Source organism: Halobacillus trueperi (genome assembly GCF_003386945.1).
Taxonomy (GTDB): Bacteria; Bacillota; Bacilli; order Bacillales; family Halobacillaceae; genus Halobacillus; species Halobacillus aidingensis.
Genome location: NZ_QUAE01000002.1, coordinates 407532 through 430818, shown reverse-complemented (window position 1 = coordinate 430818; position 23287 = coordinate 407532). Strand labels below are relative to the sequence as shown.

Annotated in this window: 24 protein-coding genes and 2 other annotated features; of the genes, 21 read left to right on the top strand and 3 right to left on the bottom strand. The window is 43.0% G+C overall.

The annotated features are described in order from the left end of the window. Nucleotides 1–732 precede the first annotated feature (732 nt). Nucleotides 733–856, top strand: a sequence feature (ribosomal protein L20 leader region). 82 nt (nt 857–938) lie between these two features. From infC to DYE48_RS04780, 5 genes are all read left to right on the top strand, one after another. Beyond that, on the top strand, nt 939–1442 hold the full coding sequence (infC, locus tag DYE48_RS04800) for a translation initiation factor IF-3 (protein ID WP_089650566.1): 504 nt from the start codon (nt 939–941) through the stop codon (nt 1440–1442). Nucleotides 1443–1474: 32 nt separating this feature from the next. Beyond that, nucleotides 1475–1672 (top strand): 50S ribosomal protein L35, encoded by a 198-nt coding sequence (gene rpmI / locus DYE48_RS04795; protein ID WP_079479460.1) that lies wholly within the window; start codon nt 1475–1477, stop codon nt 1670–1672. Nucleotides 1673–1702: 30 nt separating this feature from the next. Next, the gene (gene rplT / locus DYE48_RS04790; protein WP_089650567.1) at nt 1703–2059 is read left to right on the top strand and encodes a 50S ribosomal protein L20; all 357 of its coding nucleotides are present in this window, start codon (nt 1703–1705) and stop codon (nt 2057–2059) included. Nucleotides 2060–2220: 161 nt separating this feature from the next. After that, complete coding sequence (locus DYE48_RS04785) at nt 2221–2502, top strand: DUF1294 domain-containing protein (RefSeq protein ID WP_425269284.1); 282 nt, start codon at nt 2221–2223, stop codon at nt 2500–2502. Nucleotides 2503–2540: 38 nt separating this feature from the next. Then, the gene (locus DYE48_RS04780; RefSeq protein ID WP_115822618.1) at nt 2541–3113 is read left to right on the top strand and encodes a TVP38/TMEM64 family protein; all 573 of its coding nucleotides are present in this window, start codon (nt 2541–2543) and stop codon (nt 3111–3113) included. A gap of 30 nt (nt 3114–3143) precedes the next feature. Here the strand turns inward: DYE48_RS04780 and DYE48_RS04775 are convergent, their stop codons facing one another. Further along, complete coding sequence (locus DYE48_RS04775) at nt 3144–3548, bottom strand: sigma-w pathway protein ysdB (RefSeq protein WP_115822617.1); 405 nt, start codon at nt 3546–3548, stop codon at nt 3144–3146. Between the two features lie 222 nt (nt 3549–3770). Here DYE48_RS04775 and DYE48_RS04770 point away from each other — a divergent pair, with 222 nt between their 5' ends. Both DYE48_RS04770 and DYE48_RS04765 read left to right on the top strand, forming a co-directional pair. Then, entirely contained in the window at nt 3771–4253 is a 483-nt protein-coding gene (locus DYE48_RS04770; RefSeq protein ID WP_115822616.1) for a dUTP diphosphatase, read from the top strand. Between the two features lie 84 nt (nt 4254–4337). Beyond that, a complete protein-coding gene (locus DYE48_RS04765) occupies nt 4338–5423 on the top strand; it encodes a M42 family metallopeptidase (RefSeq protein WP_089650571.1) in 1086 nt (361 codons plus the stop codon). Nucleotides 5424–5468: 45 nt separating this feature from the next. Here DYE48_RS04765 and sspI read toward each other — a convergent pair whose 3' ends face one another. Then, nucleotides 5469–5684: a small acid-soluble spore protein SspI gene (gene sspI, locus DYE48_RS04760; protein WP_035509556.1), complete on the bottom strand. Its 216-nt coding sequence runs from the start codon at nt 5682–5684 to the stop codon at nt 5469–5471. A 115-nt stretch (nt 5685–5799) separates the two neighbouring features. Here sspI and DYE48_RS04755 point away from each other — a divergent pair, with 115 nt between their 5' ends. The 3 genes from DYE48_RS04755 (at nt 5800) to pheT (ending at nt 10386) form a co-directional block, all read left to right on the top strand. After that, nucleotides 5800–6534, top strand: coding sequence for a TrmH family RNA methyltransferase (locus DYE48_RS04755; RefSeq protein WP_115822615.1), 735 nt, complete (start codon nt 5800–5802; stop codon nt 6532–6534). A gap of 57 nt (nt 6535–6591) precedes the next feature. Continuing rightward, nucleotides 6592–6807 (top strand) — a binding site (T-box leader). Between the two features lie 102 nt (nt 6808–6909). Beyond that, the gene (gene pheS / locus DYE48_RS04750) at nt 6910–7944 is read left to right on the top strand and encodes a phenylalanine--tRNA ligase subunit alpha (protein WP_115822614.1); all 1035 of its coding nucleotides are present in this window, start codon (nt 6910–6912) and stop codon (nt 7942–7944) included. Nucleotides 7945–7959: 15 nt separating this feature from the next. Beyond that, on the top strand, nt 7960–10386 hold the full coding sequence (gene pheT / locus DYE48_RS04745) for a phenylalanine--tRNA ligase subunit beta (RefSeq protein ID WP_115822613.1): 2427 nt from the start codon (nt 7960–7962) through the stop codon (nt 10384–10386). A 66-nt stretch (nt 10387–10452) separates the two neighbouring features. Here pheT and rnhC read toward each other — a convergent pair whose 3' ends face one another. After that, complete coding sequence (rnhC, locus tag DYE48_RS04740; RefSeq protein ID WP_115822612.1) at nt 10453–11388, bottom strand: ribonuclease HIII; 936 nt, start codon at nt 11386–11388, stop codon at nt 10453–10455. A gap of 147 nt (nt 11389–11535) precedes the next feature. On the opposite strand from rnhC, the gene zapA reads away from it, so the two are divergent. The 11 genes from zapA to trxA all read left to right on the top strand — a co-directional run bounded on the left by zapA (nt 11536) and on the right by trxA (nt 23195). After that, nucleotides 11536–11820, top strand: coding sequence for a cell division protein ZapA (zapA, locus tag DYE48_RS04735; RefSeq protein WP_089650576.1), 285 nt, complete (start codon nt 11536–11538; stop codon nt 11818–11820). Between the two features lies 1 nt (nt 11821). Then, complete coding sequence (locus tag DYE48_RS04730; protein ID WP_089650577.1) at nt 11822–12364, top strand: CvpA family protein; 543 nt, start codon at nt 11822–11824, stop codon at nt 12362–12364. Between the two features lie 104 nt (nt 12365–12468). After that, complete coding sequence (polX, locus tag DYE48_RS04725; protein WP_115822611.1) at nt 12469–14190, top strand: DNA polymerase/3'-5' exonuclease PolX; 1722 nt, start codon at nt 12469–12471, stop codon at nt 14188–14190. Between the two features lie 18 nt (nt 14191–14208). Then, nucleotides 14209–16554, top strand: a complete 2346-nt coding sequence (locus DYE48_RS04720) for an endonuclease MutS2 (RefSeq protein ID WP_089650579.1) — start codon at nt 14209–14211, stop codon at nt 16552–16554. Nucleotides 16555–16576: 22 nt separating this feature from the next. Then, complete coding sequence (locus tag DYE48_RS04715; RefSeq protein ID WP_089650580.1) at nt 16577–16984, top strand: DUF350 domain-containing protein; 408 nt, start codon at nt 16577–16579, stop codon at nt 16982–16984. 779 nt (nt 16985–17763) lie between these two features. After that, nucleotides 17764–19467 carry a long-chain-fatty-acid--CoA ligase gene (locus DYE48_RS04710; protein WP_089652718.1) on the top strand — a complete coding sequence of 568 codons (1704 nt, stop codon included), beginning with the start codon at nt 17764–17766 and terminating at the stop codon, nt 19465–19467. A 101-nt stretch (nt 19468–19568) separates the two neighbouring features. Then, complete coding sequence (locus DYE48_RS04705; protein WP_115822610.1) at nt 19569–20159, top strand: TetR/AcrR family transcriptional regulator; 591 nt, start codon at nt 19569–19571, stop codon at nt 20157–20159. Nucleotides 20160–20175: 16 nt separating this feature from the next. Next, a complete protein-coding gene (locus tag DYE48_RS04700; RefSeq protein ID WP_115822639.1) occupies nt 20176–20949 on the top strand; it encodes an enoyl-CoA hydratase in 774 nt (257 codons plus the stop codon). Nucleotides 20950–20967: 18 nt separating this feature from the next. Continuing rightward, entirely contained in the window at nt 20968–21741 is a 774-nt protein-coding gene (locus tag DYE48_RS04695) for an electron transfer flavoprotein subunit beta/FixA family protein (RefSeq protein WP_089652716.1), read from the top strand. A 25-nt stretch (nt 21742–21766) separates the two neighbouring features. Continuing rightward, entirely contained in the window at nt 21767–22747 is a 981-nt protein-coding gene (locus DYE48_RS04690; protein WP_115822609.1) for an electron transfer flavoprotein subunit alpha/FixB family protein, read from the top strand. A gap of 133 nt (nt 22748–22880) precedes the next feature. Further along, nucleotides 22881–23195 carry a thioredoxin gene (trxA, locus tag DYE48_RS04685; protein ID WP_035509527.1) on the top strand — a complete coding sequence of 105 codons (315 nt, stop codon included), beginning with the start codon at nt 22881–22883 and terminating at the stop codon, nt 23193–23195. Nucleotides 23196–23287 lie beyond the last annotated feature (92 nt).

Genomic DNA, 23287 nt, shown 5'->3' with positions numbered 1-23287 from the left:
AGGTCAAAAAGCTTTTAAATTCCTCTTTCATGAGGCTTATTTGGCGTGGCCAAATAAGCCTTAAAAGAACCGTAAAATCTTGCGGTTCAACCTTGACTTTCTATAGCTGGTCTTTCCTGTGGGGGAGTGGCAAGCTTCCTCGGACTTCGTCCTGCGAGATCTCGCCTACCTCCTTTCTCCCACGGAAGTCTCGCAGCTTCCCAACCACCCCATTCCATGAAGATGAGAAACGCCCCCCTTTACTATGGGAAGGTGCCGTCCACTATCCTGGTGTTATAAGCATAAAGCACTCTATAACAAGCTTTTCGCTAAATAGCGTGCTTAGGAGTTCATTTCCCTCCAAATTACCATGTGCATAAAAGCAGCTTATTCCGGAAGTGGTTTCGAGATACCATAAAGGCAAAGGGGCGGAGGGGAATGGGGAGACTCCTGCGGGAAAAAAGTGCAGGGTGAGACCCCGCAGAGCGAAGCTCGAGGAGGCTCACCGCGCTCCCGCGGAAAGCGAGCCATTCCCCGCAGCCCCCATGCGCTCACCAAAAGTCTCGAAACTGAGTCTTTCACAAACAAGAGCTATAGTGGAAGAAGGTGGATGGTGAGTCCTGGCTAAAAAAGCCTTGATTTTTGCGGGTGCATGCCTTATCCTAGTTTAAGTAGTCATGTCGGCGGAGTTTAGTTGTTGACATGCATCATAAGGCATGCTATTATAATTTAGGTAACTGAATGAACGGATCTAGAGACAAGTAGGAGCACCCGCTTCTCACCTGATCGACGCACAGCGCAGTTGGCAGGTCACTTATTCCTTTGATTATTAGGAGTCGTGTGGGTGCAGTATGTGTACCGACACTTTTTTTATTTGCATCAGGAAATCTTGTCGATGACAGATCTCATATAAGTTTTCTAAAATTTGTTGGAGGTGGCTCGATATTAGCAAGGATAACATGAACGTTAATGAGAAAATCCGTGCCCGTGAAGTTCGTCTGATCGACGTAAATGGTGAGCAACTTGGAGTTAAACCACGTAATGAAGCTTTAGATATCGCAGCGAATGCGAATCTTGATCTTGTTATGGTAGCGCCAAATGCGAAGCCTCCGGTTTGCCGAGTGATGGACTACGGAAAGTATCGTTTCGAGCAGCAGAAGAAAGAAAAAGAAGCTCGTAAGAAACAAACCGTCATCAAAGTCAAGGAAGTTCGTCTCAGCCCTGGGATTGAAGACCATGACTTCAACACGAAACTGCGTAACGCGCGTAAGTTCTTGGAGAAAGGTGACAAAGTGAAGGCATCTGTCCGTTTCCGCGGTCGTGCAATCACTCACAAAGAACTTGGACAAAAAGTACTTGAACGCATGGCGGATGAGTGCAAAGACATTGCCCAAGTTGAGACCAAGCCTAAAATGGAAGGTCGTAGTATGTTCTTAATGCTTGCTCCTCTTAACGAGAAGTAAGGAATTGTATCAAGTTAAAGGAGGAAATTCACATGCCAAAAATGAAAACCCATAAAGGTTCTCAAAAACGCTTCAAAAAGACTGGAACAGGTAAGGTGAAACGTTCTCACGCTTACACTAGCCACTTGTTCGCGAACAAATCTACAAAACAAAAGCGTAAGTTGCGTAAAGATGCACTAGTTTCTGCTGGAGACTACCGCCGCATCAAGCACATGCTTCCAAACGACTAATATACATTGATTTAAATAGGAGGGATTACCATGCCACGAGTAAAAGGTGGAACAGTGACACGCCAACGTCGTAACCGTGTCCTTAAACTAGCAAAAGGTTATTATGGTTCAAAACATGCACTATTCAAAACTGCAAAACAACAAGTAATGAAATCAGGTCAGTATGCTTACCGTGACCGTCGTCAGAAAAAACGCGACTTCCGTAAGCTATGGATCGCTCGTATCAACGCTGCAGCGCGTTTGAACGACATTTCTTACAGCCGTCTAATGCACGGTTTGAAGCTTGCAGGTGTTGAAGTTAACCGTAAGATGCTAGCTGATCTTGCTGTAAACGATGAGCAAGGTTTCGCAAGCCTAGCAGAGCAAGCTAAATCTGCTCTTAAGTAATAAAATGACAATGATAAAGAACCATTTCCGATCGGTAGGAAATGGTTCTTTTTTATATTCAGAAACCTATGGATTTACATAATAAGTGATCCAGCATTTTGGAAGACTCAGCTTCCGGACGTTTGTGGAGCAAATGGTATTGAGGAGGAAGGAGTATTATTATGGATGTTGTTATTCTTGTTGGAATGTATGGAATCGTCATTAACCTAATCCTTTTCATTATGATGGGGATAGATAAACGTCGGTCTAAACGAGGATCTTGGCGGATTGAAGAAAAGAAACTCTGGGGAATAGCTTTAGCAGGGGGGGCTCTTGGAGGGTGGATTGGCATGAGTGTATTTAGGCATAAAACGAAACATACTTCGTTCAAACTTGGGTTTCCTCTCATTACCCTTTTGTATATCGCAGGAATGGCCTACCTGGTGAATCGGTTCTATCTCTAACGGCTCTGTCATATTATGTAGACAGGGAGGGGGAAGAGATGGGCGAAACAGCAAGTACCATTTTTGCATGGTTAGAACATCAAGAAGCCTGGGCACCGCTCTTATTCATTGCTATTCATTTATTACGACCATTTTTGTTTTTACCTGTTATGCTCGTTTGTATTACGGGTGGCGTTTTATTTGGGCCTATTGCTGGAAGTGCGTATTCGGTGGTGGGTACAATGCTCTCGAGTTTATTGTTTTATCGCACCATCAGGCTTGTTCCTTCTGGCTTAAAGAAATTGAGGTCGTTAAAAGAAAAATGGTTGAAGAAAAACTCTCATTTGACGGTAAAACAAGTCGCAATACTAAGGCTAGTACCTTTTATTCATTTTCATTTACTTTCCTATTGTTTATTGGAAATTAGCGCAGACTTTAAAGAATATGCGAAGTCATCATTATTTGCAAACTTACCCTTAGCCGTCGTTTATACATCTGTCGGACAATGGATTTCCTTGTTTTCCATCCCGGTGATGATCCTTTTTTCCGGAGGTTTAATTGGATTATGCTTTTTGATACGTAAAAAATATGAAGTGTTTCTATGGAGAGATTTTTTCCAAACGAGTCCATAAAAGAAAGCCTCACTCAAAGGAGTGGGGCTTTTATTCATCATGATTTCTTAATGGTTGGATGATCAAGCGGTTCATTGGGTATTTCCACTCAATGGAAGCATAAGGATAGCGAATCAATATTTCTTTTTCCATAAAGTAAAGATCCTCTCTATCGAGGCCCTGTAACTTTTCAGGGTTGTGTACACTCACACTAATGTTGATCACCTCGAACGAATCCTCGGTGGTCCCTAAGTATTTCTCTCCTTCAAAAACATGTCCTTTAAGAGTCATCAAAAAGTTTTCTTTTGTATTCTCCTTGTTATCATGAAAATAAAATTGTTTCTTGTCTCTGGCAAGCTCTAATTTCCTCTTTGGATTGACAATGAATTTATAGGCGGTATAAATAATGAAGGCTATGGCGATCAGTAAGAGCAACCGGAATAATAGGATGATCATAACTTTCATCTCCCTGTAATCTGTTCTTTTGCTTTCATACGTATGAACGTATCCTTTTGTTTCAAAAAATGATACATTTAATGAGGAATTTTTTAAATAGGGTTCTGTTCCATCGGACCCACCTCTCACAAAGTGTCTCGGAACGGAGTTTCCAAGAAGACTGAGTTTATATATTATCACCAATAAAAACGGGCTAAACGTAATAGGAAGGAGTGGTAGAGGATGAATTGGAAAGGTTTTTACGACATGCAGAGAAAATTAGATCATTATATAGAGCAACAGCACGAAATTAAAAAAGGACAGAAGGTTGAGGAAAAAGTACTTGCGCTTCTTGTTGAATTAGGAGAGTTAGCTAATGAAACGCGCTGCTTTAAGTTTTGGAGTACAAAAGGACCCAGTGAGAAGTCTGTAATATTGGAAGAGTATGTGGATGGGGTCCATTTTCTGCTTTCTTTAGGCTTGGACCTTGATTATCGTTATACGGCCACACCTTTGGTCGAAGTGGATTCCCAAACATCAGCCTTTCTTGCTGTTTATCGCTCGATTGAGAGGTTAAGGGAGAAGAAAGACGAACAATCGTATAAGAAAGCATTTTATGATTATTTAGTTCTTGGTCTTACACTAGGTATTACTGAGAAAGAATTGATTGATGCATACGAAAGAAAAAATGCCATAAACTTTGAGCGTCAAGATGAAGGGTATTGATCATGCAGGAAACTGAATTTTTTGTGAAATCGCTTCAAAAGGTTTATAATATCCATTGGATAGGAAAAGGAGGAATTGTTACATATGGCTAAAAAAGACGAAACATTACAAATGTTAAAAGATTTGACGGATGCTAAAGGCGTTCCTGGTAATGAGCGGGAAGCTCGTGATGTGATGAAGCAATACATCGCTCCATACGCAGATGAAGTGTTTACAGATAACTTAGGCAGCTTGATCGCGAAAAAGGTAGGGAATAAAAAAGGTCCGAGTGTTATGGTAGCAGGTCACCTTGATGAGGTAGGATTCATGGTTACTCGCATTGATGATAACGGGTATATTTATTTCCAAACCGTCGGTGGCTGGTGGAGCCAGGTGATGCTTGCACAGCGTGTGACCATCATGACACGTAATGGAGATTTGACAGGAGTAATTGGATCCAAACCACCACATATCCTGCCTCCGGAGCAACGTAAAAAAGCCGTGGATATTAAAGATATGTTTATTGATATTGGTGCTTCAAGCAAAGAAGAAGCGATGGAATTTGGTGTGAAACCCGGAGATTCAGTCGTTCCATATTTCGAATTCACACAAATGAAAAATGAGAAGATGCTTCTTGCGAAAGCTTGGGACAACCGTATTGGTTGTGCGATTGCTATTGAAGTACTGAAGCAGTTGAAAGGTGAAAAACACCCGAATATCGTTTATGGTGTTGGAACCGTCCAGGAAGAAGTAGGTCTGCGTGGGGCTCGTACGTCTGCCAATGTGATTAACCCGGATATCGCTTTTGGTGTGGACGTTGGAATCGCTGGAGATACACCTGGTGTGTCAGACAAAGATGCCTCAAGCAAGATGGGTGAAGGTCCTCAAATCATCCTCTATGATGCGTCCATGATTTCACATAAAGGCCTTCGTGATTTCGTAACAGACACGGCGGATGCCAATGAGATTCCATATCAGTTTGATTCTCTTGCAGGCGGCGGAACGGACTCTGGAGCGATTCATTTAAGTCATGACGGTGTTCCTGCGTTGTCCATTACGATTGCAACGCGCTACATTCACTCTCACGCAGCGATGCTTCACCGTGATGACTTTGAAAATGCGGTACGTTTGATTGTTGAAGTCATCAAAGGACTTGATGCAGACAAAGTGCAGGAAATAACCTTTAATTAACTCTCAATGACGTAAAAAGCCAACCCTTTTCAGGTTGGCTTTTTTTCACTGATTTTGCTTCAATCCCTGCTCTAATGTATCCAGGATTTCTTGTCTTTCTTGTTCATCGGATTCTTTCCATAACATTTCAAAAAAGACACCAAGACCAGGAAGCATTTTTTCTTCTCCTTTTTGCAAGGCATCATCGATGGTCGCTTCCAATTGTTCGGCATTATGTCCGCTGACGTTAGAAAGAATTGCTGCTCTTAAATTCAAGTTCATTGGTCATTCAACCTCCTTTTCTGCATAACTTCGCGAATATTCTTCTTTAGTTTGACCAACCATGGTCCTGCTATGTATGATGAATGAGAAATAAACACGCAAATGAGGGACTACTATGTTGACTTCCTTACAAAATACAAAAGTGAAGGAATGGAAAAAACTACATAAACGCAAATATAGAAATCAAACAGGAACCTTTATTGTAGAAGGCTTTCATCTCGTAGAAGAGGTGATGAAAAGTGATTGGGAGATTGTTGAAATGATTGTTCGTGAAGGAACAGATTTTTCGATCCCCGAAGATATTCCTACGGTAATGGTCAATGATTCTGTGTTTCGGGCTATTGCAGAAACGGAAACACCTCAAGGTATTGCAGCAATCGTCAAACAGAAGGAACCATCCTTAAATCAAGCCATATTAACATTAATGCTTGACTCCGTTCAGGATCCTGGGAATGTGGGTACACTGATTCGGACAGCTGATGCAGCAGGGTTCGACCAGGTGATTTTAGGTTCAGGTACAGTGGATGCCTACAATGATAAAGTCATCCGAGCTACGCAAGGGTCCATCTTCCACATCCCCGTCATCACAGGGGAGTTAGAAGACTTTGTAAAAACCATGAAAGAAGAAGGAGTCCAGATTTGGGCTTCTGCTCTGAAGGATGCTGTTCCTTTTCAACAACTGCAAGCTCCTTCTAGAGCTGCACTCATTGTAGGGAATGAAGGTCAGGGGATTCAAGAGTCTGTTTTGAACCAAGCAGATCAACGTGTCTATATCCCGATTTATGGACAGGCAGAGTCGCTGAATGTAGGAATCGCAGGTGCTGTCCTTATGTATCATTTAAAGGGATAAGGTTGCATCCATGGGCTTCTTTGACTATAATATATTCAGTTGATAAAAATTAAACAATGAAAAGCTTAGAAAGAGCAAAGTAGATGAATGTAAATCGTTATAGGGAGGAAGCACCTTGGACTGGAAGTGCTTCTAACGTGGCATGTTTCGAAATTTCACTCTGGAGCTGGCCATAGGCCCGGATTTAATCCGTTATTTTCATCAAAGTGGGCACATGTAAATGTGTCAACAAGGGTGGTACCGCGAAACGACCATACAAGTCTCGTCCCTTTTTAGGGATGGGGCTTTTTTTATTTTCCAGCCGTTTTTCAACCTTAAAAAGTTTTGAAACGTGAAAGGGAAATGAGTCGAAACGATTTTAAAGGAGGAAAAAGCATGAAGGAACGTTTAGAAGAGCTGCAACAGGAAGCCTTGAAGAAAGTTGATCAGGCGGATTCTGTTCAAGGCTTGAAGGATGTAAGAGTCGAGTACTTAGGAAAAAAGGGCCCGATTACGGAAGTTCTGAGAGGAATGGGCAAATTGTCCAAAGAAGAGCGTCCGGTTATTGGGCAATTGGCGAATGATGTTCGAGAACATATTGCTCAGGCGATTGAGACAAAACAAACGGCTCTTGAGGATGCAGCATTAGAAAAGCAATTGGAAGAAGAGAGCATTGATGTCACTCTTCCTGCCCGTCCTGTAAAGATTGGAGGTCCTCACTTATTGACGAGTATCGTGGAGGAAATTGAAGACCTCTTCATCGGTATGGGCTTTGAAATCAAAGAAGGACCTGAAGTGGAGACGGATTATTACAACTTTGAAGCACTGAATCTGCCGAAAGGCCACCCGGCAAGGGATATGCAGGATTCTTTCTACGTAACGGAAGAACTCTTAATGCGTACCCATACTTCCCCTGTTCAAGCACGGACAATGGGAGCTAAAGATGGCAGTGAACCCGTTAAAATGATTTGCCCTGGTAAGGTCTATCGTCGTGACACAGATGATGCGACTCACTCTCACCAGTTCACGCAAATTGAGGGACTATTAGTCGATAAAAACGTGCGAATGAGCGATTTGAAAGGCGTACTGAATGCATTCGCGAAGCAGATGTTCGGAGCGGATCGTGAAATACGTCTTCGTCCAAGCTTTTTCCCATTCACCGAACCATCCGTAGAAATGGACATTTCCTGTAAAGTATGTGGAGGGAAAGGCTGCTCAGTATGTAAAGGAACCGGCTGGATCGAAATTCTTGGAGGCGGCATGGTTCACCCGAACGTCCTTGAGATGGCAGGATATGATCCGAAAGAATATTCAGGATTCGCATTCGGTATGGGACCTGAGCGGATCGCCATGTTGAAATATGGAGTGGATGATATCCGTCACTTCTACACCAATGATATTCGATTCTTAGAACAATACCACAAGGCTTAAAGGAGGAATGAAACAATGCTTGTATCATTGAATTGGTTGCAAGAATATATTGATGTCAGTCGTTACTCGCCAGAAGAACTGGCAGAAATCATTACGAAGACCGGAATTGAAGTGGAAAGTGTTGAACCTGTAGCAGAAGAGGTCACAGGCGTTGTCGTCGGGTATGTCCGATCTTGTGAACAGCATCCGAACGCCGATAAATTGAACCTTTGCCAAGTGGACGTCGGAGAAGAAACGTTTCAGATCGTTTGTGGCGCACCGAACATCGCTGAAGGTCAAAAAGTTCCTGTAGCGACACCGGGAGCGGTTCTTCCTGGCAACTTCAAAATTAAAAAGACAAAACTGCGCGGAGAAGAATCGAACGGGATGATCTGTTCTCTTCAAGAGCTAGGCGTCGATGAAAAAGATGTCCCGAAAGAATTCGCTGATGGTATTTTTGTTTTTCCGGAAGATGTAGAAGTCGGAGCGAATGCTGTTTCCTTGTTAAATCTTGATGATTTGATCATCGAGCTTGGATTGACACCCAACCGCTCGGACGCTCTAAGCATGGCCGGCGTAGCTTATGAAGTAGCAGCAGCCATCGATGGCACGTATGAATTGGCTGAGGAAAACGTCCAAACTTGTGGTGAGAAAACAGCAGACCATGTTTCTGTAGTCGTGGAAGACTCAGAAGCGAACCCTTATTATGGAGCATTCATTATTAAGGACATCCAAGTCGGACCATCTCCACTGTGGATGCGTAACCGTTTGACTGCGGCAGGCATCCGTCCAATCAACAATGTCGTGGACATTACAAACTACGTACTTATGGAGTATGGACAGCCGCTTCACGCCTTCGATTACGACCGTTTCGGTTCGCATACCATTGTTACACGTCGTGCAAAAGATGGAGAGAAGATGACGACGCTTGATGACCAGGAGCGCACACTGAAGAGCGATCACCTCGTCATTACGAATGGGGAAAAAGCTCATGCCATCGCTGGTGTTATGGGTGGGGCTGAGTCTGAAGTTCAAGATGATACGACGACGATCATCTTAGAAGCCGCATTTTTCGATCCATCTGTGGTACGTGAAGCTTCTAAAGATCATGGGCTCCGCAGTGAATCAAGTACACGATTTGAAAAAGGTGTCGATCCGAACCGCGTAGAACGTGCCGGCCTGAGAGCTTGCGAACTTCTTGCAAAATATGCAGGAGGAACGGTATTGGATGGTGTCGTGTCCCATGACGAATTGGACCGCTCTGAAAAGCAAGTCACTGTAAACACGAACACAATCAACGATCGACTTGGAACCGATATTTCAAATGAGGATATCGCCGACATTTTCCGTCGTCTTCAGTTCAATTATGATCAAAACGGGGATGAGTTCCATGTGTCTGTTCCGACAAGACGTGGAGACATTACCATCTTTGAAGATATGCTGGAAGAAGTGGCACGCATTTATGGCTACGATAACCTTCCGTATACACTTCCACAAGGGGCGTCTCAAGCAGGTGGTTTGACGCTTGAGCAATTGCTGAAACGTAAAGTGAAAGCATACTTTGAAGGTGCGGGACTTCATGAGACAATTACTTATTCCCTTACTCATGAGGATAAAGTACAAATGCTTGTCAGCCCTGAAGTGAAAGAAAAATCCGTTAGCCCTGTCGCTCTTGCTATGCCTATGAGTGAAGACCATGGCACGCTCCGCTTGAGCATGGTTCCTGAGTTGTTAGAATCCTTATCCTATAACGTGGCACGGAAACAGGAAAACCTTGCTTTCTATGAAGTCGGTACCGTGTTTATTAGTGAAGAGGAAAAAGTAACGAAACAGCCGGAAGAAATGCTGCGTGCATCAGGCGCATTGACAGGGGAATGGCTCTCACATCCATGGCAGCAAGAGAAAAAATCGGTCGACTTTTTCGTTGCTAAAGGGATTTTGGAAGGATTAAGTGAACAGCTGGATCTTCCTTTCAGCTATGAAAAAACGAAGTTGGATCATATGCATCCAGGACGTACGGCAACCGTGTCCGTTAATGGAAAAGTCATCGGCTTCGTTGGGCAGGTCCATCCGAAACTTCAAAAACAGCTCGGACTGAAAGAAACGTATGTCTTTGATGTGAATTTGGATGTGCTCATTGAGGAATATAAGAAAGAAGAGAAATTCCAGACGATTCCTCGTCACCCATCTGTTTCTCGTGACATTGCGCTTGTCGTAGATGAAAATGTGACCGCAGGATCGATTGAGGCAACGATTGCAGAGGCAGGAAGTCCATTAGTGAAGGATGTTCAAGTATTCGATCTTTATCAAGGTGAACATCTAGATGAAGGGAAGAAGTCTCTCGCTTTCCGTCTGCTTTACTTAGATCCACTTCGTACCTTGAAGGATCAAGAAGTAGAAGAGACGCACAATGCTATCCTGGAAGCGGTGAAAAGTCAGCATCAGGCTGAACTTCGTGGATAAACCATATGATAAACAAAAAGCTCAGAGTTTCCTTAACTCTGAGCTTTTTGTTTATGCAACATCGGATTATTTAACGAATTTTTTTGCTTTTTCAGTGGTGGCAAAGTGAACTTTAGCTAATTCCTCCAGCTTTTCTTCCCCGTAGGCTTCAATGATAGCTGCAGCGGCACGATCCACTTTTCCGGAGGCTCCTTTTGGTATCGGAAGACCTGTATCGAATTCCATCTCGTTCATCGCTTTTACAAAAGCAGACCTTGCAATGATGGAAGCTGTTGCGACAGCAATCGAATAACTTTCCGCTTTTGTCATAAAGTAAACGTGTTCTTGAAGTTGCTGATTCTCACTTCTCAAGTGCTTTTTGTACACATGTGGTTCTGAGAATTGGTCAATTAATATTCCATCCGGTTTTTTAGGTGCAATCTTCTCTAGAAGACGGTTCAAGGCTTGATGGTGGAGGATCGTTTTCATTTTCCCCTGGCTCCATCCTTTTCTCTGCCACTGGTTGTATTTTTTATTCGGCAGCCTCAGTAGACTGTAAGGGATTTTCATAGCTACAATATCTTTAGCCAGGTTGGTAATTTGAGCATCCGAAAGGTTTTTTGAATCTTTGACACCGATCGCTTTCAACTGTGGAATTTGTTCTTTCGTTACAAAAGCGGCTGCTACAGTGATGGGTCCGAAATAGTCCCCTGTCCCCGCTTCATCGGATCCTATATGGGAGCTTACGAAAAGCTGTTCATCGGGATGAAAAGCATGGCGTTTATTCTTGCTTTTGTTCTGACCTCCGGAGGTAGTGGAAGAAACGGTTCCCCATTTCTCAGCTTCTTCTTCTGGTTTTTGACCCTGGAAAAGCACCTTGCCTGATTTGTAGGCTGTAATCGTACAGCTCGCTGTTTTAGCTGCAAACAACGCCGCTGGTGGACTGTTTTTTTGGCTTGAGGCATAATACTTCTTCATCTTCTCTAGTGTAGAGGCAGGTAATTTCAATACAACTTGGGGCATAATGGATTCCTTTCTGTCTAAAATGATAGGATTAGTATAGCAAAATGGATGGCAAAAGAGAACATTTGCGAAAAACATCCATATTGGTTTCCTATTTGTCAAGCTTCGTGTTAATATAAAGTTTAGGATTGAGAGAAACTAGGGGGTATGAATGTGTCGCAGTCAGACCAAGAGAAAAAAAGAATTACAGTGGAGATCAACAAAAGATCTTACACTATAGTTGGTCATGAAGAGCCCCATCATATCCGTATGGTATCCAGTCTGGTGGACCAAAAGATGCGAGAAATCCACGAAGCAAATCCTAGCCTGGATACGGCAAAGCTCGCCGTTTTGACCGCTGTGAATACGATGAATGAATATATGAAATTAAAGGAAGAATGTACAGAACTTATGAATTATATTGAAAAGAAAGAGAAAGAGGACAGAGGGTAAAATGATTGATTTATTGTTGTTGTTTATTTTGTTTATTGGTGTAATAACAGGGCTGAAAAGAGGTTTTATTCTCCAGCTTTTCCACCTCATCGGATTCGTTGTAGCCTTTGTACTCGCTGTTATCTACTATGATGACCTCGCGCCGAAACTGACGTTATGGGTACCTTATCCTGAACTGCCTCAGGATTCTTCCTGGGCGATCTTCTTAGAAAATCTGCCTTTGGAACAAGCGTTTTATAACGCTGTTGCTTTTGCCATTATCTTTTTTGGAGCCAAAATCATCTTACATATTATTGCGTCCATGTTGGACTTTGTTTCGGAACTGCCGATCTTGAATTCTTTGAATACGATGTTAGGTGGAATTTTAGGCTTTATTGAAAATTATGTCATCTTATTCGTGGTGCTGTACATAGCGGCGCTTGTACCTCTTGCTGGAGTGCAAAGTGCTTTGGACGGATCGATTCTTGCACAGCTGATCATCGAACACACACCAGTCTTTTCAGAACAATTGAAAACGCTGTGGATTGAACATGTAGCTGGCTGAGTAAGACGTTAGGATGAAAGTACAGGTGGAGCCGCTATGATTATGATCATGGCGGCTTTTTTTCATCTTGAAAACAGGATAAAACGTGAAGGAGTCGATAAATCATGGCTATCGATAAGAAGCAAGTCATTAAATTATTGGAAAAAATTGCTGTTTACTTAGAGTTGAAAGGGGAGAACCCTTTTAAAATATCTGCTTACCGTAAGGCTGCCCAAGCTTTAGAACGTGATGACAGATCATTAAGTGAGATTGATGATTTCACCAAAATGAAAGGAATCGGAAAAGGTACGGCAACTGTCATCGATGAATACTTAGAAAACGAAGAATCAGATACATTAAAACAATTACAGGCAGAAGTTCCAGCCGGCCTTGTCCCATTACTTGACCTTCCAGGTCTCGGTGGAAAGAAATTGGCAAAGCTTTATCAACAATTAGGTGTGACCGATGCAGAGGCATTGAAAGAAGCTCTGGAGGCAGGAAAAGTGGAAGCGCTGGATGGTTTCGGGAAAAAGTCTGCTGAAAAGATGTTGAAGGCGATTGAAGATGCAGGAGCACGCCCAGAACGGTTGCCGGTTGCTGTCATGCTTCCATTAGCAGAAAAAATAGAGCATTTTCTAGAACAGGGAAAGACATTCACACGTTTTTCAAGAGCGGGAAGTTTAAGAAGAATGCGTGAAACGATTAAGGATTTAGATTTCATCATTGCCTCTGAAAATGCTGTTGAAACTCGAGATGAGCTATTGGCGTATCCAGATATAAAAGAGATTGTCGCCTCAGGCGAGACGAAGGTTTCTGTCGTTGTCAATGAAGGCTATGATATAGGCATTGATTTCCGTATTGTTGCACCAGAAGAATTTGCTTCGACCTTACATCATTTCACAGGGTCCAAAGACCATAATGTCGCTATGAGACAACTCGCTAAGCAGAACGATGAGAAAATTAGTGAGTATGGGATTGAAAAAGCGGAAACGGGAGAAGTCCAAACGTTTGAAACAGAAGAAGAATTTTTCCAACATTTTGGTCTTCATTTCATCCCTCCTGAAGTTAGGGAAAATTATGGGGAAGTAGAGAAATTCAAAGAACCCATCGAACTCGTGGAATTGAATGATATTCGCGGGGATCTTCATATGCACTCGACTTGGAGTGATGGAGCACAGTCCATTAAAGAAATGGCAGAGAAAGCAAAAGCAAAAGGGTATGAGTACATCGCTATCACCGATCACTCGAAATACTTGCGTGTAGCAAACGGGTTGAATGAAGAACGTTTACGTTTGCAAAGGAAAGAGATTGAAAAGGTGAATGAAGAAATGGAAGATTTCCATATCTTTGCTGGTATTGAAATGGACATTCTTCCGGATGGATCACTGGATTTTGATGATGAGTTTCTGAAAGAGATGGACTTTGTCATCGCATCCATCCACTCAAGCTTTCAGCAATCGCAGGATCAAATTATGGAAAGGTTGACCAATGCCCTCGAAAACCCTCATGTCCATATGATTGCTCATCCGACCGGACGCTTAATCGGCCGTCGCGAAGGCTACGACGTGAACCTTGAAGCATTGATTGAAGGGGCGAAGCGAACAGGCACGATCCTTGAACTTAACGCGAACCCTAACCGATTGGATTTGAGTTGGGAATGGTTAATGAGAGCTCAGGAAGAGGGCGTAAACATTGCCGTTAATACGGATGCTCACAGTTATTCAATGTTGGAGCATATGAAAATAGGAATTGGTACAGCGCGAAAAGGTTGGCTGAGAAAAGAGACAGTCATCAATACGTGGACGAAACAACAGTTGATGGATAAGTTCAAGATCCATAAGGAGTAATAAAGGAGACGGTTACACATGAATCAACGCATCCTTCATGTACTAGAATTTAAAAAAATCATAGAACAATTGAACGAACAAGCGGCCTCTTCCTTGGGGAAAGAAAAAACGGCCGCCTTGAAACCATCTTCTGATTTGGAAGAGGTTCGTCACTTGCAAATGGAGACGGATGAAGCTGGACAAGTCCTGCGCTTGAAAGGCCATGTCCCACTTGGCGGTATATTTGACATCAAGCCAAGCTTGAAGCGGACCACAATTGGCGGCACGCTAAGCGCATTAGAATGTCTGGATGTCGCCAGTACGATATATGGAGGCAGACAACTGAAGCGCTTCATCGAAGATATGGAAGAACCCGAAATGCCCATTTTAAGAGATATGGTTTCTACCATCGCTCCATTAAGGGAACTAGAGAGTGAAATCAGAAATTGTATCGATGAACATGGAGGAGTTATGGATGGAGCTTCTGAGAAATTGAGATCCATCCGTTCGAAAATCCGGACTTATGAGAGCCGGGTAAGGGACAAAATGGAGTCCTTTACAAAATCTAAATCAAAAATGCTTTCCGATGCCATTGTCACCATAAGAAATGAACGGTATGTTCTTCCTGTTAAACAAGAATATCGTGGATCCATAGGTGGGATTGTCCATGATCAATCATCTTCAGGAGCGACGTTGTTCATAGAGCCACAAACGGTGGTTGACTTGAATAACCAGCTGCAAGAAGCCCGTGTCCAAGAAAAAAATGAGATTGAAAAAATCCTGAAAGAACTATCCGATGCGATTGCGGAAAACCATGAACCTTTATATGAAAATGTGAATGTGTTAGGGCATATGGACTTTATGTTTGCCAGAGCGAAGTTAGGTAAGCAGATGAGAGCAGCCATGCCTAAGATGAATGACGAAGGCCGCATTGACATGAAACAAGCAAGACATCCGCTAATATCGGGAGATGAAGTCGTTCCGAATGACATTGAAATAGGCAAGGACTATACATCGATTGTTATTACTGGACCGAACACAGGAGGAAAAACGGTTACTCTCAAACTCGTAGGTTTATGCACGCTGATGGCACAGTCCGGATTACAGGTACCGGCATTGGATGGGTGTGAGATGGCTGTATTCAAAGAAGTCTATGCAGACATCGGGGATGAACAGTCCATCGAACAAAGTTTATCTACTTTTTCTTCTCATATGACCAATATCGTAGACATTTTGGACAAAGTGGACGACCAGTCCTTAGTCTTATTTGATGAACTTGGTGCTGGAACGGATCCGCAAGAAGGAGCGGCTCTTGCGATGTCGATCTTAGATGAAGTGGTCAACCGGAAGGCCCGTGTCATCGCGACGACGCACTATCCGGAATTGAAAGCTTATGGCTACAATCGCCCGGACGTTATCAACGCTTCTGTCGAGTTTGATATTCAAACACTAAAACCGACCTACCGCTTGTTGATTGGTGTTCCAGGTCGGAGTAATGCATTTGAGATTTCCAGGCGTCTAGGTTTAAGAGAATCTGTGATTGAGTCTGCGAAAGGTCATATCGGTGTGGATTCTCAGAGTGTTGAAAATATGATTGCTTCATTAGAAGAATCGAAGCGGGGAGCAGAGCAGGATTATGAAGAAGCAGAACGATTCCTCGCAGAAGCAGAAGAGCTCCGAAATGAATTGAAGCAGAAATGGGACCAATTTGAAGAGCAGCGTGAAAAATTATATGAAAAAGCGGAACAAAAAGCAGAGAAAGCTATTCGCCAGGCCAGAGAAGAAGCAGAAACGATCGTTGGCGAAATACGGAACATGAAATCACAGGCACAAATGAAAGAACATGAGTGGATTGAAGCTCGTAAGATGTTTGATGAAGCACAGCCTGAACTTGCGAAGAAGAAACCGAAAGCAGCTCCAGCACCTAAGAAAGAGTCGAGAGAATTGAACCCTGGAGATGAAGTGAAGCTACTGACTCTTAACCAGCAAGGAACCATAGTGGAACAGACAGGTAAGAATGAGTACCAGGTTCAGGTTGGTGTAATGAAAGTGAAAGCCAAACGCAAAGAACTTGAATTCGTAAAGGCGAAGCAACCTTATAAAGAAAAGCCAATGGCGACAGTCAAAGGGAAGAACTTCCATGTGAAAACAGAACTCGACTTACGTGGCGAACGCTATGAAGATGCGTTGAACCGTTTAGAAAAATATATTGATGACGCTCTTTTAGCAGGCTATCCACGAGTATCTATTATCCATGGAAAGGGGACGGGAGCTCTCCGGACAGCGGTTCAAAATTTCGCAAAGAACCACCGAAGCATCTCCAGCCATCGGGCAGGAGGCATGAATGAAGGTGGAAGTGGAGTGACCGTCCTTGAGTTTCGATAATTCGTGAAAAGGGAGCGGAGGAATGAGTAATTTTTGGGAATACACGTTAGTGGAAACCGCCGCTCGTTATAGTGTTGTTGTCCTGTGTTTAGTTCTTTTCATGGCGATTTTTGAAATCGTTACTTCCTATAATAACTGGGAAGAAATCAAGAAGGGCAACATTGCTGTAGCGATGGCTACCGGGGGGAAACTATTTGGAATTGCAAACATCTTTCGTTTTTCAATTGAACATAATGACTCACTCACCCAAACGATGGGCTGGGGCTTGTATGGATTTGCTCTTCTCCTTTGCGGTTATTTCATTTTTGAATTCTTGACCCCATCTTTTAAGATCGATGAAGAAATTGCAAATGACAACCGTGCCGTAGGATTCATTTCCTTAGTCATTTCCATCGGCCTTTCGTATGTGATTGGAGCGAATATCATTTAAGGAGAGAGACAGTGGAAACCTTAGCCAAAATATTAATGGTCGTTGCCGCGGCTTTTCTCATCGTCGGCATTCTGTTTTTTATCATATAAGTATTAGATTCCTAATCTAACAAGAAGCCAAAAACTAACCGGGCTTCTTGTTTTTTTATGTTAATGTTGATTTTAGTTATTAAAGTATATGGCAGGCTTGTGTAAGACTCGATTTCGAGACTTTTGTGGGATTCTAGGGGCTCCGGGAAAAGGTTCGCTTTCCATGGGGCGGGCGCTGAGCCTCCTCAGGCTACGCCTTCCGGGGTCTCAGCTGTCCCGCACACCCCATAGGAGTCTCACCGTTTCCCTCCGCCCCTTTACCAAATGAGGTTTTCGAAATCCCTCTTATAGTACCTTGCCTAGTTCTGTTGTAAAATCCTGCTAAAGGCGTGTCGATATAGGATTCTTAACCATAAAAGCTCTTGTTACTGGAAGGTAGTTTCGAGAAACTCTTACGGCAAGGGGCGGAGGGGAATGGCGAGACTCCTGCGGGAAAAAAGTGCTTGGTGAGACCCCACAGGACGCAGTCCGAGGAGGCTCACCGCGCTCCCGCGGAAAGCGAGCTATTCCCCGCAGCCCCCATCCACTTCAACAAAAGTCTCGAAACTGAGTCTTCCACAAACGGGAGCTTATATGCAGGAATGGGGTTAGTTTAAAGGGGAATATTTTCAATTTTTTAAATAATAATTCAAATATGAGCCTTTAGTCGTTATAATAGGAGAGAAGACAATTATTAGGGAGGTCTGTCAAATGAGTGATTTTCAACGTCCATGGCACAAGTTATACCCACCAGAAGTCCCTGTCACTATTGATTACAAAGAACAACCACTCCATGATTACCTTAAAGAAAGCGCTGAAGTTTACGGAGAAAAGAAAGCGCTTTATTTTATGGGCAAGGAGTTGGATTATAAAGAAATCTATGAACAGGCCCAAGCATTAGCGAGCTATTTGCAGGACCTTGGGTTGGAAAAAGGCGACCGGGTGTCCATCATGTTGCCGAACTGTCCTCAATCCGTCATCTCCTATTATGGAGTCCTTATGGCTGGAGGAATCGTTGTTCAGACGAACCCTCTCTATATGGAAAGGGAATTGGAGTATCAAATGAATGATTCTGGAGCCAAGATGATCATTTGTCTTGATATTCTTTATCCAAAGGCTGCCAATATCAAACCTGATACCCCTCTTGAACACATCATCGTGACAGGTATTAAAGATTACCTTCCTTTCCCTAAAAATAAAATTTATCCTTTTATTCAAAAACGGCAGTATCAAGTGCTCGTCAAACCGGAACAATCCACAGATACTCATCTATGGTCCCACATCTTGAAAAACGCAAGCGGAAATGTCGAAGAGGTAGAGATCGATCCTAAAGAGGATCTTGCGTTATTACAATACACCGGAGGAACGACTGGTTTTCCAAAAGGTGTAATGCTTACTCATTACAATCTGATCGTCAACACGCAAATGTCGAAGAAATGGTTGTACAAGTGCAAAGACGGCGAAGAAACCGTGCTTGCCATTTTACCGTTCTTCCATGTATATGGAATGACTTCGGTTATGAACCTGTCTGTCATGATGGGGAACAAAATGATTCTTATGCCAAAGTTTGAACCGGAAGATGTTTTGAAAGTCATCGAAAAACAAAAACCGACCTTATTTCCTGGAGCCCCTACGATTTATATTGCCTTATTGAACCACCCGAATTTGAAAAAATATGACCTTTCATCCATTGAAGCTTGTATTAGTGGTTCAGCTCCGTTGCCGGTTGAAGTACAAGAACGCTTCGAAGCTGTCACAGGTGGTCGTCTTGTTGAAGGCTATGGGTTGACGGAAACCTCTCCAGTTACCCATTCCAATCTGGTATGGGGGCAGCGTATGAGTGGAAGCATCGGTGTGCCATGGCCGGATACAGACGCGAAGATCTACAAGATGGATGCTGATGAAGAAGCTGAGAATGGAGAAATCGGAGAAATCGTCGTCAAAGGTCCTCAAGTGATGAGAGGTTATTGGAACAGACCAGAAGAAACGGCTCAAGTTCTCAGTGAGGATGGCTGGTTCCGTACAGGGGATATGGGGTATATGGATGATGCTGGATACTTTTATATCGTCGACCGGAAAAAAGACATGATCATCGCAGGCGGATATAACATCTACCCTCGCGAAGTGGAAGAAGTCCTTTACGAGCACTCCGAAATTCAAGAAGCTGTCGTTGTAGGAGTTCCTGATCCGTATCGCGGAGAAACCGTAAAAGCCTTCATCGTTAAAAAACAGGGAAGCGAAATTACAGAAGATGAACTGAATGAATATTGTCGTAAAAACATTGCTTCTTATAAAGTGCCGCGGTTGTATGAATTTAGAGATGAGCTACCTAAAACAGCGGTCGGTAAAATCTTAAGGAGGACATTGATCGATGAAGAAAAGCGCAAGTATGAGGAATCTGAAAGTATTCAATAAACCCCAAAAAGAAAGTTGACAGAATATTTCTTTGCTTGTAGAATAATAAGTGAATGATGATTCATTCATTTTTCAGTTCGCAATAGCAAGGAGATATACCATTGAAGAAAAATAAACCGAAATTCAAACAAATCATTGATGCAGCTGTCGAAGTCATTGCTGAAAATGGCTACCACTCTTCTCAAGTTTCTAAGATAGCAAAAAAAGCGGGAGTGGCAGATGGAACCATCTATCTTTATTTTAAAAACAAGGAAGATATACTCGTATCATTGTTTCAAGAAAAAATGGGGCAATTCATAGAAAAGATTGAGCAGGAAACAACCTCTAAGCAGTCAGCGGAACAAAAACTTTTGACTTTAATCCAAACACATTTTGAACAGCTGGCTGCCGATCACCATCTGGCGATTGTGACACAGTTGGAATTGCGCCAATCGAATAAAGAGTTGAGACAAAAAATCAACCATGTATTGAAGCGCTATTTGAACGTCATTGATCAAATTGTTGAAGAAGGTGTCGAGGAGGAGTTGTTCCGTAGTGGCCTGGATCGCCGTCTTGTACGTCAAATGATTTTTGGAACGATGGATGAGACGGTGACAAATTGGGTCATGAAAGAGCAACGGTATAACATAGAAGAACAGGCCAAAGAAGTCCATAGCTTAATTGTGAATGGATTAGCCCGTCATGATAAGTGAGAAAGGTGATGATGATTTGTCGACTTTAACTTCACAAGTAAAAGGGAATGTAGCAGAAATCACGATTCAGAGCCCGCCTGCCAACGCACTGTCCAGCTCCATACTTCAGGACCTTTCCAAGGAACTGGATCAAATGGAAAGTGACCCTTCCATAAAAGCGATCCTTCTTAAAGGGGAAGGACGTTTCTTCTCTGCAGGAGCTGATATTAAGGAATTTACATCTCTCCAAGGTGCAGATGATTATAAGGGATTGGCATCTAAGGGGCAGCAATTGTTTAGTAGAATTGAGAATTTTCATATCCCTGTGATTGCTGCTATCCATGGCGCAGCACTAGGTGGAGGTCTTGAACTTGCCATGTCCTGCCACATCCGCTATGTAGCAGATGATGCAAAGTTAGGGTTGCCTGAATTGAATCTTGGAATTATCCCTGGCTTTGCAGGGACCCAAAGGTTACCAAGATACGTCGGCACAGCGAAAGCTTATGAAATGATTCTGTCAGGTGTGCCGATTAGTGGTGAAGAAGCTGCCAGACTAGGTCTTGCTAATCAAAGTTTTTCTAATGAGGAACTTTTTGAAAAAGCAGAACAATTGGCTCAAACGATTGCTCAAAAAAGCGGGCCGACGATTCACCATGTCATGAAGTTGATTCCGTATGCCCATACTTCTCAGTTTGAAGCAGGGAACCATGCGGAAGCGGACGCCTTTGGAGAGGTGTTTGGGAATGAAGATGCTAAAGAAGGCATCCAAGCATTCATTGAAAAAAGAAAGCCAGCATTTAAAAATCAATAGTCCAGGAGGTATATAGACATGAATATTTACGTTTTGTTGAAAAGAACGTTCGACACAGAGGAAAAAATCTCTGTAAGTAATGGAGTGATTGCTGATGATGGGGCAGAGTACATCATCAACCCATATGATGAGTATGCGGTGGAAGAAGCGATTAATCTGCGTGACGAGCACGGCGGTGAAGTGACAGTCGTGACGATCGGAGAAGAGGAAGCAGAGAAACAGCTTCGGACAGCTCTGGCTATGGGAGCAGATAAAGCTGTTCTTATTAACACGGAAGATGACCTTGAAGAAGGTGACCAGTTTACAACGGTTAAAATTCTTGAAGCATTCTTTGAAGATAAAGAAGTCGACATTATTCTTGGCGGGAACGTAGCCATTGATGAAGCCAGTGGTCAAGTAGGTCCTCGTCTTGCTGAGCGTCTGGATATGCCGTGTGTGACGACAATCACGGATATCAAAATTGATGGCACGACAGTAAACATTGAGCGTGATGTTGAAGGGGATGTCGAAAAGGTCGAAACGACGCTTCCTGTCCTGGTTACATGTCAACAAGGTTTGAATGAGCCGAGATATCCTTCTTTGCCGGGAATTATGAAAGCGAAGAAAAAACCACTCGATGAACTGGAAATCGATGACCTGGACTTGGATGAAGACGACGTGGAACCAAAAACAAAAACGACTGAAATTTTCCTTCCACCTGAAAAAGAAGCAGGGAAAGTACTCGAAGGAGAAGTCGATGACCAAGTAAAAGAACTTGTATCATTATTAAAAACAGAAGCGAAAGTACTGTAAATAGACAAGGGAAAGGAGAATCTTTATGAGTAAAAAAGTTTTGGTGATCGGGGAAGCAAGAGAAGGATCTCTTCGTAATGTTACATTTGAAGCCATTGCGGCAGCGAATATCGTCAGTGATGGGGGAGAAGTCGTTGGTGTCCTTTGTGGAGATGGCGATTTAAATGAAATGGGACAGGAAATGGTTTACTATGGTGCTTCCAAAGTAATCACTGTTTCAAACCCAGATTTGAAAACGTATACATCTGATGGTTATGCTCAAGCGGTATATCAGGTGATCCAGGATGAATCACCTGAAGGAATCATCATGGGTCATACGGCGATTGGTAAGGATTTGACTCCGAAACTTGCCAGTAAGCTCGAGTCTGGATTGATTTCAGATGCTACTGAGGTAGTCGCTGAAGGTGGCGACATTGTTTTCACACGTCCCATCTATTCCGGAAAAGCTTTCGAGAAGAAAGTGGTTACAGAAGGACTCGTGTTTGCGACCATTCGTCCAAATAACATCCCAGCGCTTACAAGAGATGACTCTTTAGCAGGAAGCGTATCCCAAAAAGAAGTGGAGATTTCAAATATCCGTACAATAATAAAGGATATCTTACGCAAGTCTTCGGATGGTGTCGATCTTTCGGAAGCGAAAGTCATTGTAGCCGGTGGTCGTGGCGTGAAGAGTGCGGAAGGCTTTGAACCACTTGAGAAACTTGCTGAGGTTCTTGGGGGGACAGTTGGTGCATCCCGCGGGGCATGCGATGCGGGTTACTGTGACTACTCTTTACAAATCGGTCAAACAGGAAAGGTTGTAACGCCAGACCTGTATATTGCATGCGGTATATCTGGAGCTATTCAACACTTAGCTGGAATGTCGAACTCCAAAGTCATTGTGGCGATTAATAAGGATCCAGAAGCAAACATCTTCAATGTTGCTGATTACGGAATTGTCGGCGATTTGTTCGATGTTGTGCCTAAACTAATTGAAGAAATTAAAGAAATGAAAGTAAACGCCTAAGCTTAAAGCCGAAGCCAAATATTTGGCTTCGGCTTTATTCCATGTTTAAATAAGGTATAAACAAATTGTTAGTCACTAAAAATAGATAGTGATATACTCTTAACAGACTATTAGGTCGAGGAGGAATTATATAATGGCAATTGTAAAAGCAACTGATCAAAACTTTACAGAAGAAACTAACCAGGGTCTTGTCCTAGCTGACTTCTGGGCACCATGGTGTGGCCCTTGTAAGATGATTGCACCCGTATTAGAGGAATTGGATGCGGAGATGAGCGATCAAGTAAAAATCGTCAAGCTGGATGTTGACGAAAACCAAGAAACAGCAGGTAAGTTCGGTGTCATGAGTATCCCGACACTGCTTCTATTCAAAGATGGTCAAGTGGTTGATCAAGTCATCGGGTTCCAACCGAAAGAAGCCCTGGCTGAACTGATTCAAAAGCATTCCTAATGAAAGAATTAACTTTGAAAGCCGCGTTGCCAAGCAGCGCGGCTTTCATCATCTTTCAGGGTGTACTCAGGTTCAAGATCTTAAGCAGCTTT

Excerpts from the sequence above, each read along its gene's own strand:
- DYE48_RS04770 (WP_115822616.1), top strand. The coding sequence starts at position 3,771 with ATGAATTGGAAAGGTTTTTACGACATGCAGAGAAAATTAGATCATTAT.
- DYE48_RS04765 (WP_089650571.1), top strand. The coding sequence starts at position 4,338 with ATGGCTAAAAAAGACGAAACATTACAAATGTTAAAAGATTTGACGGAT.
- rnhC (WP_115822612.1), bottom strand. The coding sequence starts at position 11,388 with ATGCCCCAAGTTGTATTGAAATTACCTGCCTCTACACTAGAGAAGATG.
- DYE48_RS04780 (WP_115822618.1), top strand. The coding sequence starts at position 2,541 with ATGGGCGAAACAGCAAGTACCATTTTTGCATGGTTAGAACATCAAGAA.
- DYE48_RS04755 (WP_115822615.1), top strand. The coding sequence starts at position 5,800 with ATGTTGACTTCCTTACAAAATACAAAAGTGAAGGAATGGAAAAAACTA.
- pheT (WP_115822613.1), top strand. The coding sequence starts at position 7,960 with ATGCTTGTATCATTGAATTGGTTGCAAGAATATATTGATGTCAGTCGT.
- rplT (WP_089650567.1), top strand. The coding sequence starts at position 1,703 with ATGCCACGAGTAAAAGGTGGAACAGTGACACGCCAACGTCGTAACCGT.
- polX (WP_115822611.1), top strand. The coding sequence starts at position 12,469 with ATGGCTATCGATAAGAAGCAAGTCATTAAATTATTGGAAAAAATTGCT.
- DYE48_RS04785 (WP_425269284.1), top strand. The coding sequence starts at position 2,221 with ATGGATGTTGTTATTCTTGTTGGAATGTATGGAATCGTCATTAACCTA.
- zapA (WP_089650576.1), top strand. The coding sequence starts at position 11,536 with ATGAATGTGTCGCAGTCAGACCAAGAGAAAAAAAGAATTACAGTGGAG.
- trxA (WP_035509527.1), top strand. The coding sequence starts at position 22,881 with ATGGCAATTGTAAAAGCAACTGATCAAAACTTTACAGAAGAAACTAAC.
- rpmI (WP_079479460.1), top strand. The coding sequence starts at position 1,475 with ATGCCAAAAATGAAAACCCATAAAGGTTCTCAAAAACGCTTCAAAAAG.
- DYE48_RS04690 (WP_115822609.1), top strand. The coding sequence starts at position 21,767 with ATGAGTAAAAAAGTTTTGGTGATCGGGGAAGCAAGAGAAGGATCTCTT.
- DYE48_RS04715 (WP_089650580.1), top strand. The coding sequence starts at position 16,577 with ATGAGTAATTTTTGGGAATACACGTTAGTGGAAACCGCCGCTCGTTAT.
- infC (WP_089650566.1), top strand. The coding sequence starts at position 939 with ATGAACGTTAATGAGAAAATCCGTGCCCGTGAAGTTCGTCTGATCGAC.
- DYE48_RS04695 (WP_089652716.1), top strand. The coding sequence starts at position 20,968 with ATGAATATTTACGTTTTGTTGAAAAGAACGTTCGACACAGAGGAAAAA.
- DYE48_RS04720 (WP_089650579.1), top strand. The coding sequence starts at position 14,209 with ATGAATCAACGCATCCTTCATGTACTAGAATTTAAAAAAATCATAGAA.
- DYE48_RS04710 (WP_089652718.1), top strand. The coding sequence starts at position 17,764 with ATGAGTGATTTTCAACGTCCATGGCACAAGTTATACCCACCAGAAGTC.
- pheS (WP_115822614.1), top strand. The coding sequence starts at position 6,910 with ATGAAGGAACGTTTAGAAGAGCTGCAACAGGAAGCCTTGAAGAAAGTT.
- sspI (WP_035509556.1), bottom strand. The coding sequence starts at position 5,684 with ATGAACTTGAATTTAAGAGCAGCAATTCTTTCTAACGTCAGCGGACAT.
- DYE48_RS04730 (WP_089650577.1), top strand. The coding sequence starts at position 11,822 with ATGATTGATTTATTGTTGTTGTTTATTTTGTTTATTGGTGTAATAACA.
- DYE48_RS04775 (WP_115822617.1), bottom strand. The coding sequence starts at position 3,548 with ATGATCATCCTATTATTCCGGTTGCTCTTACTGATCGCCATAGCCTTC.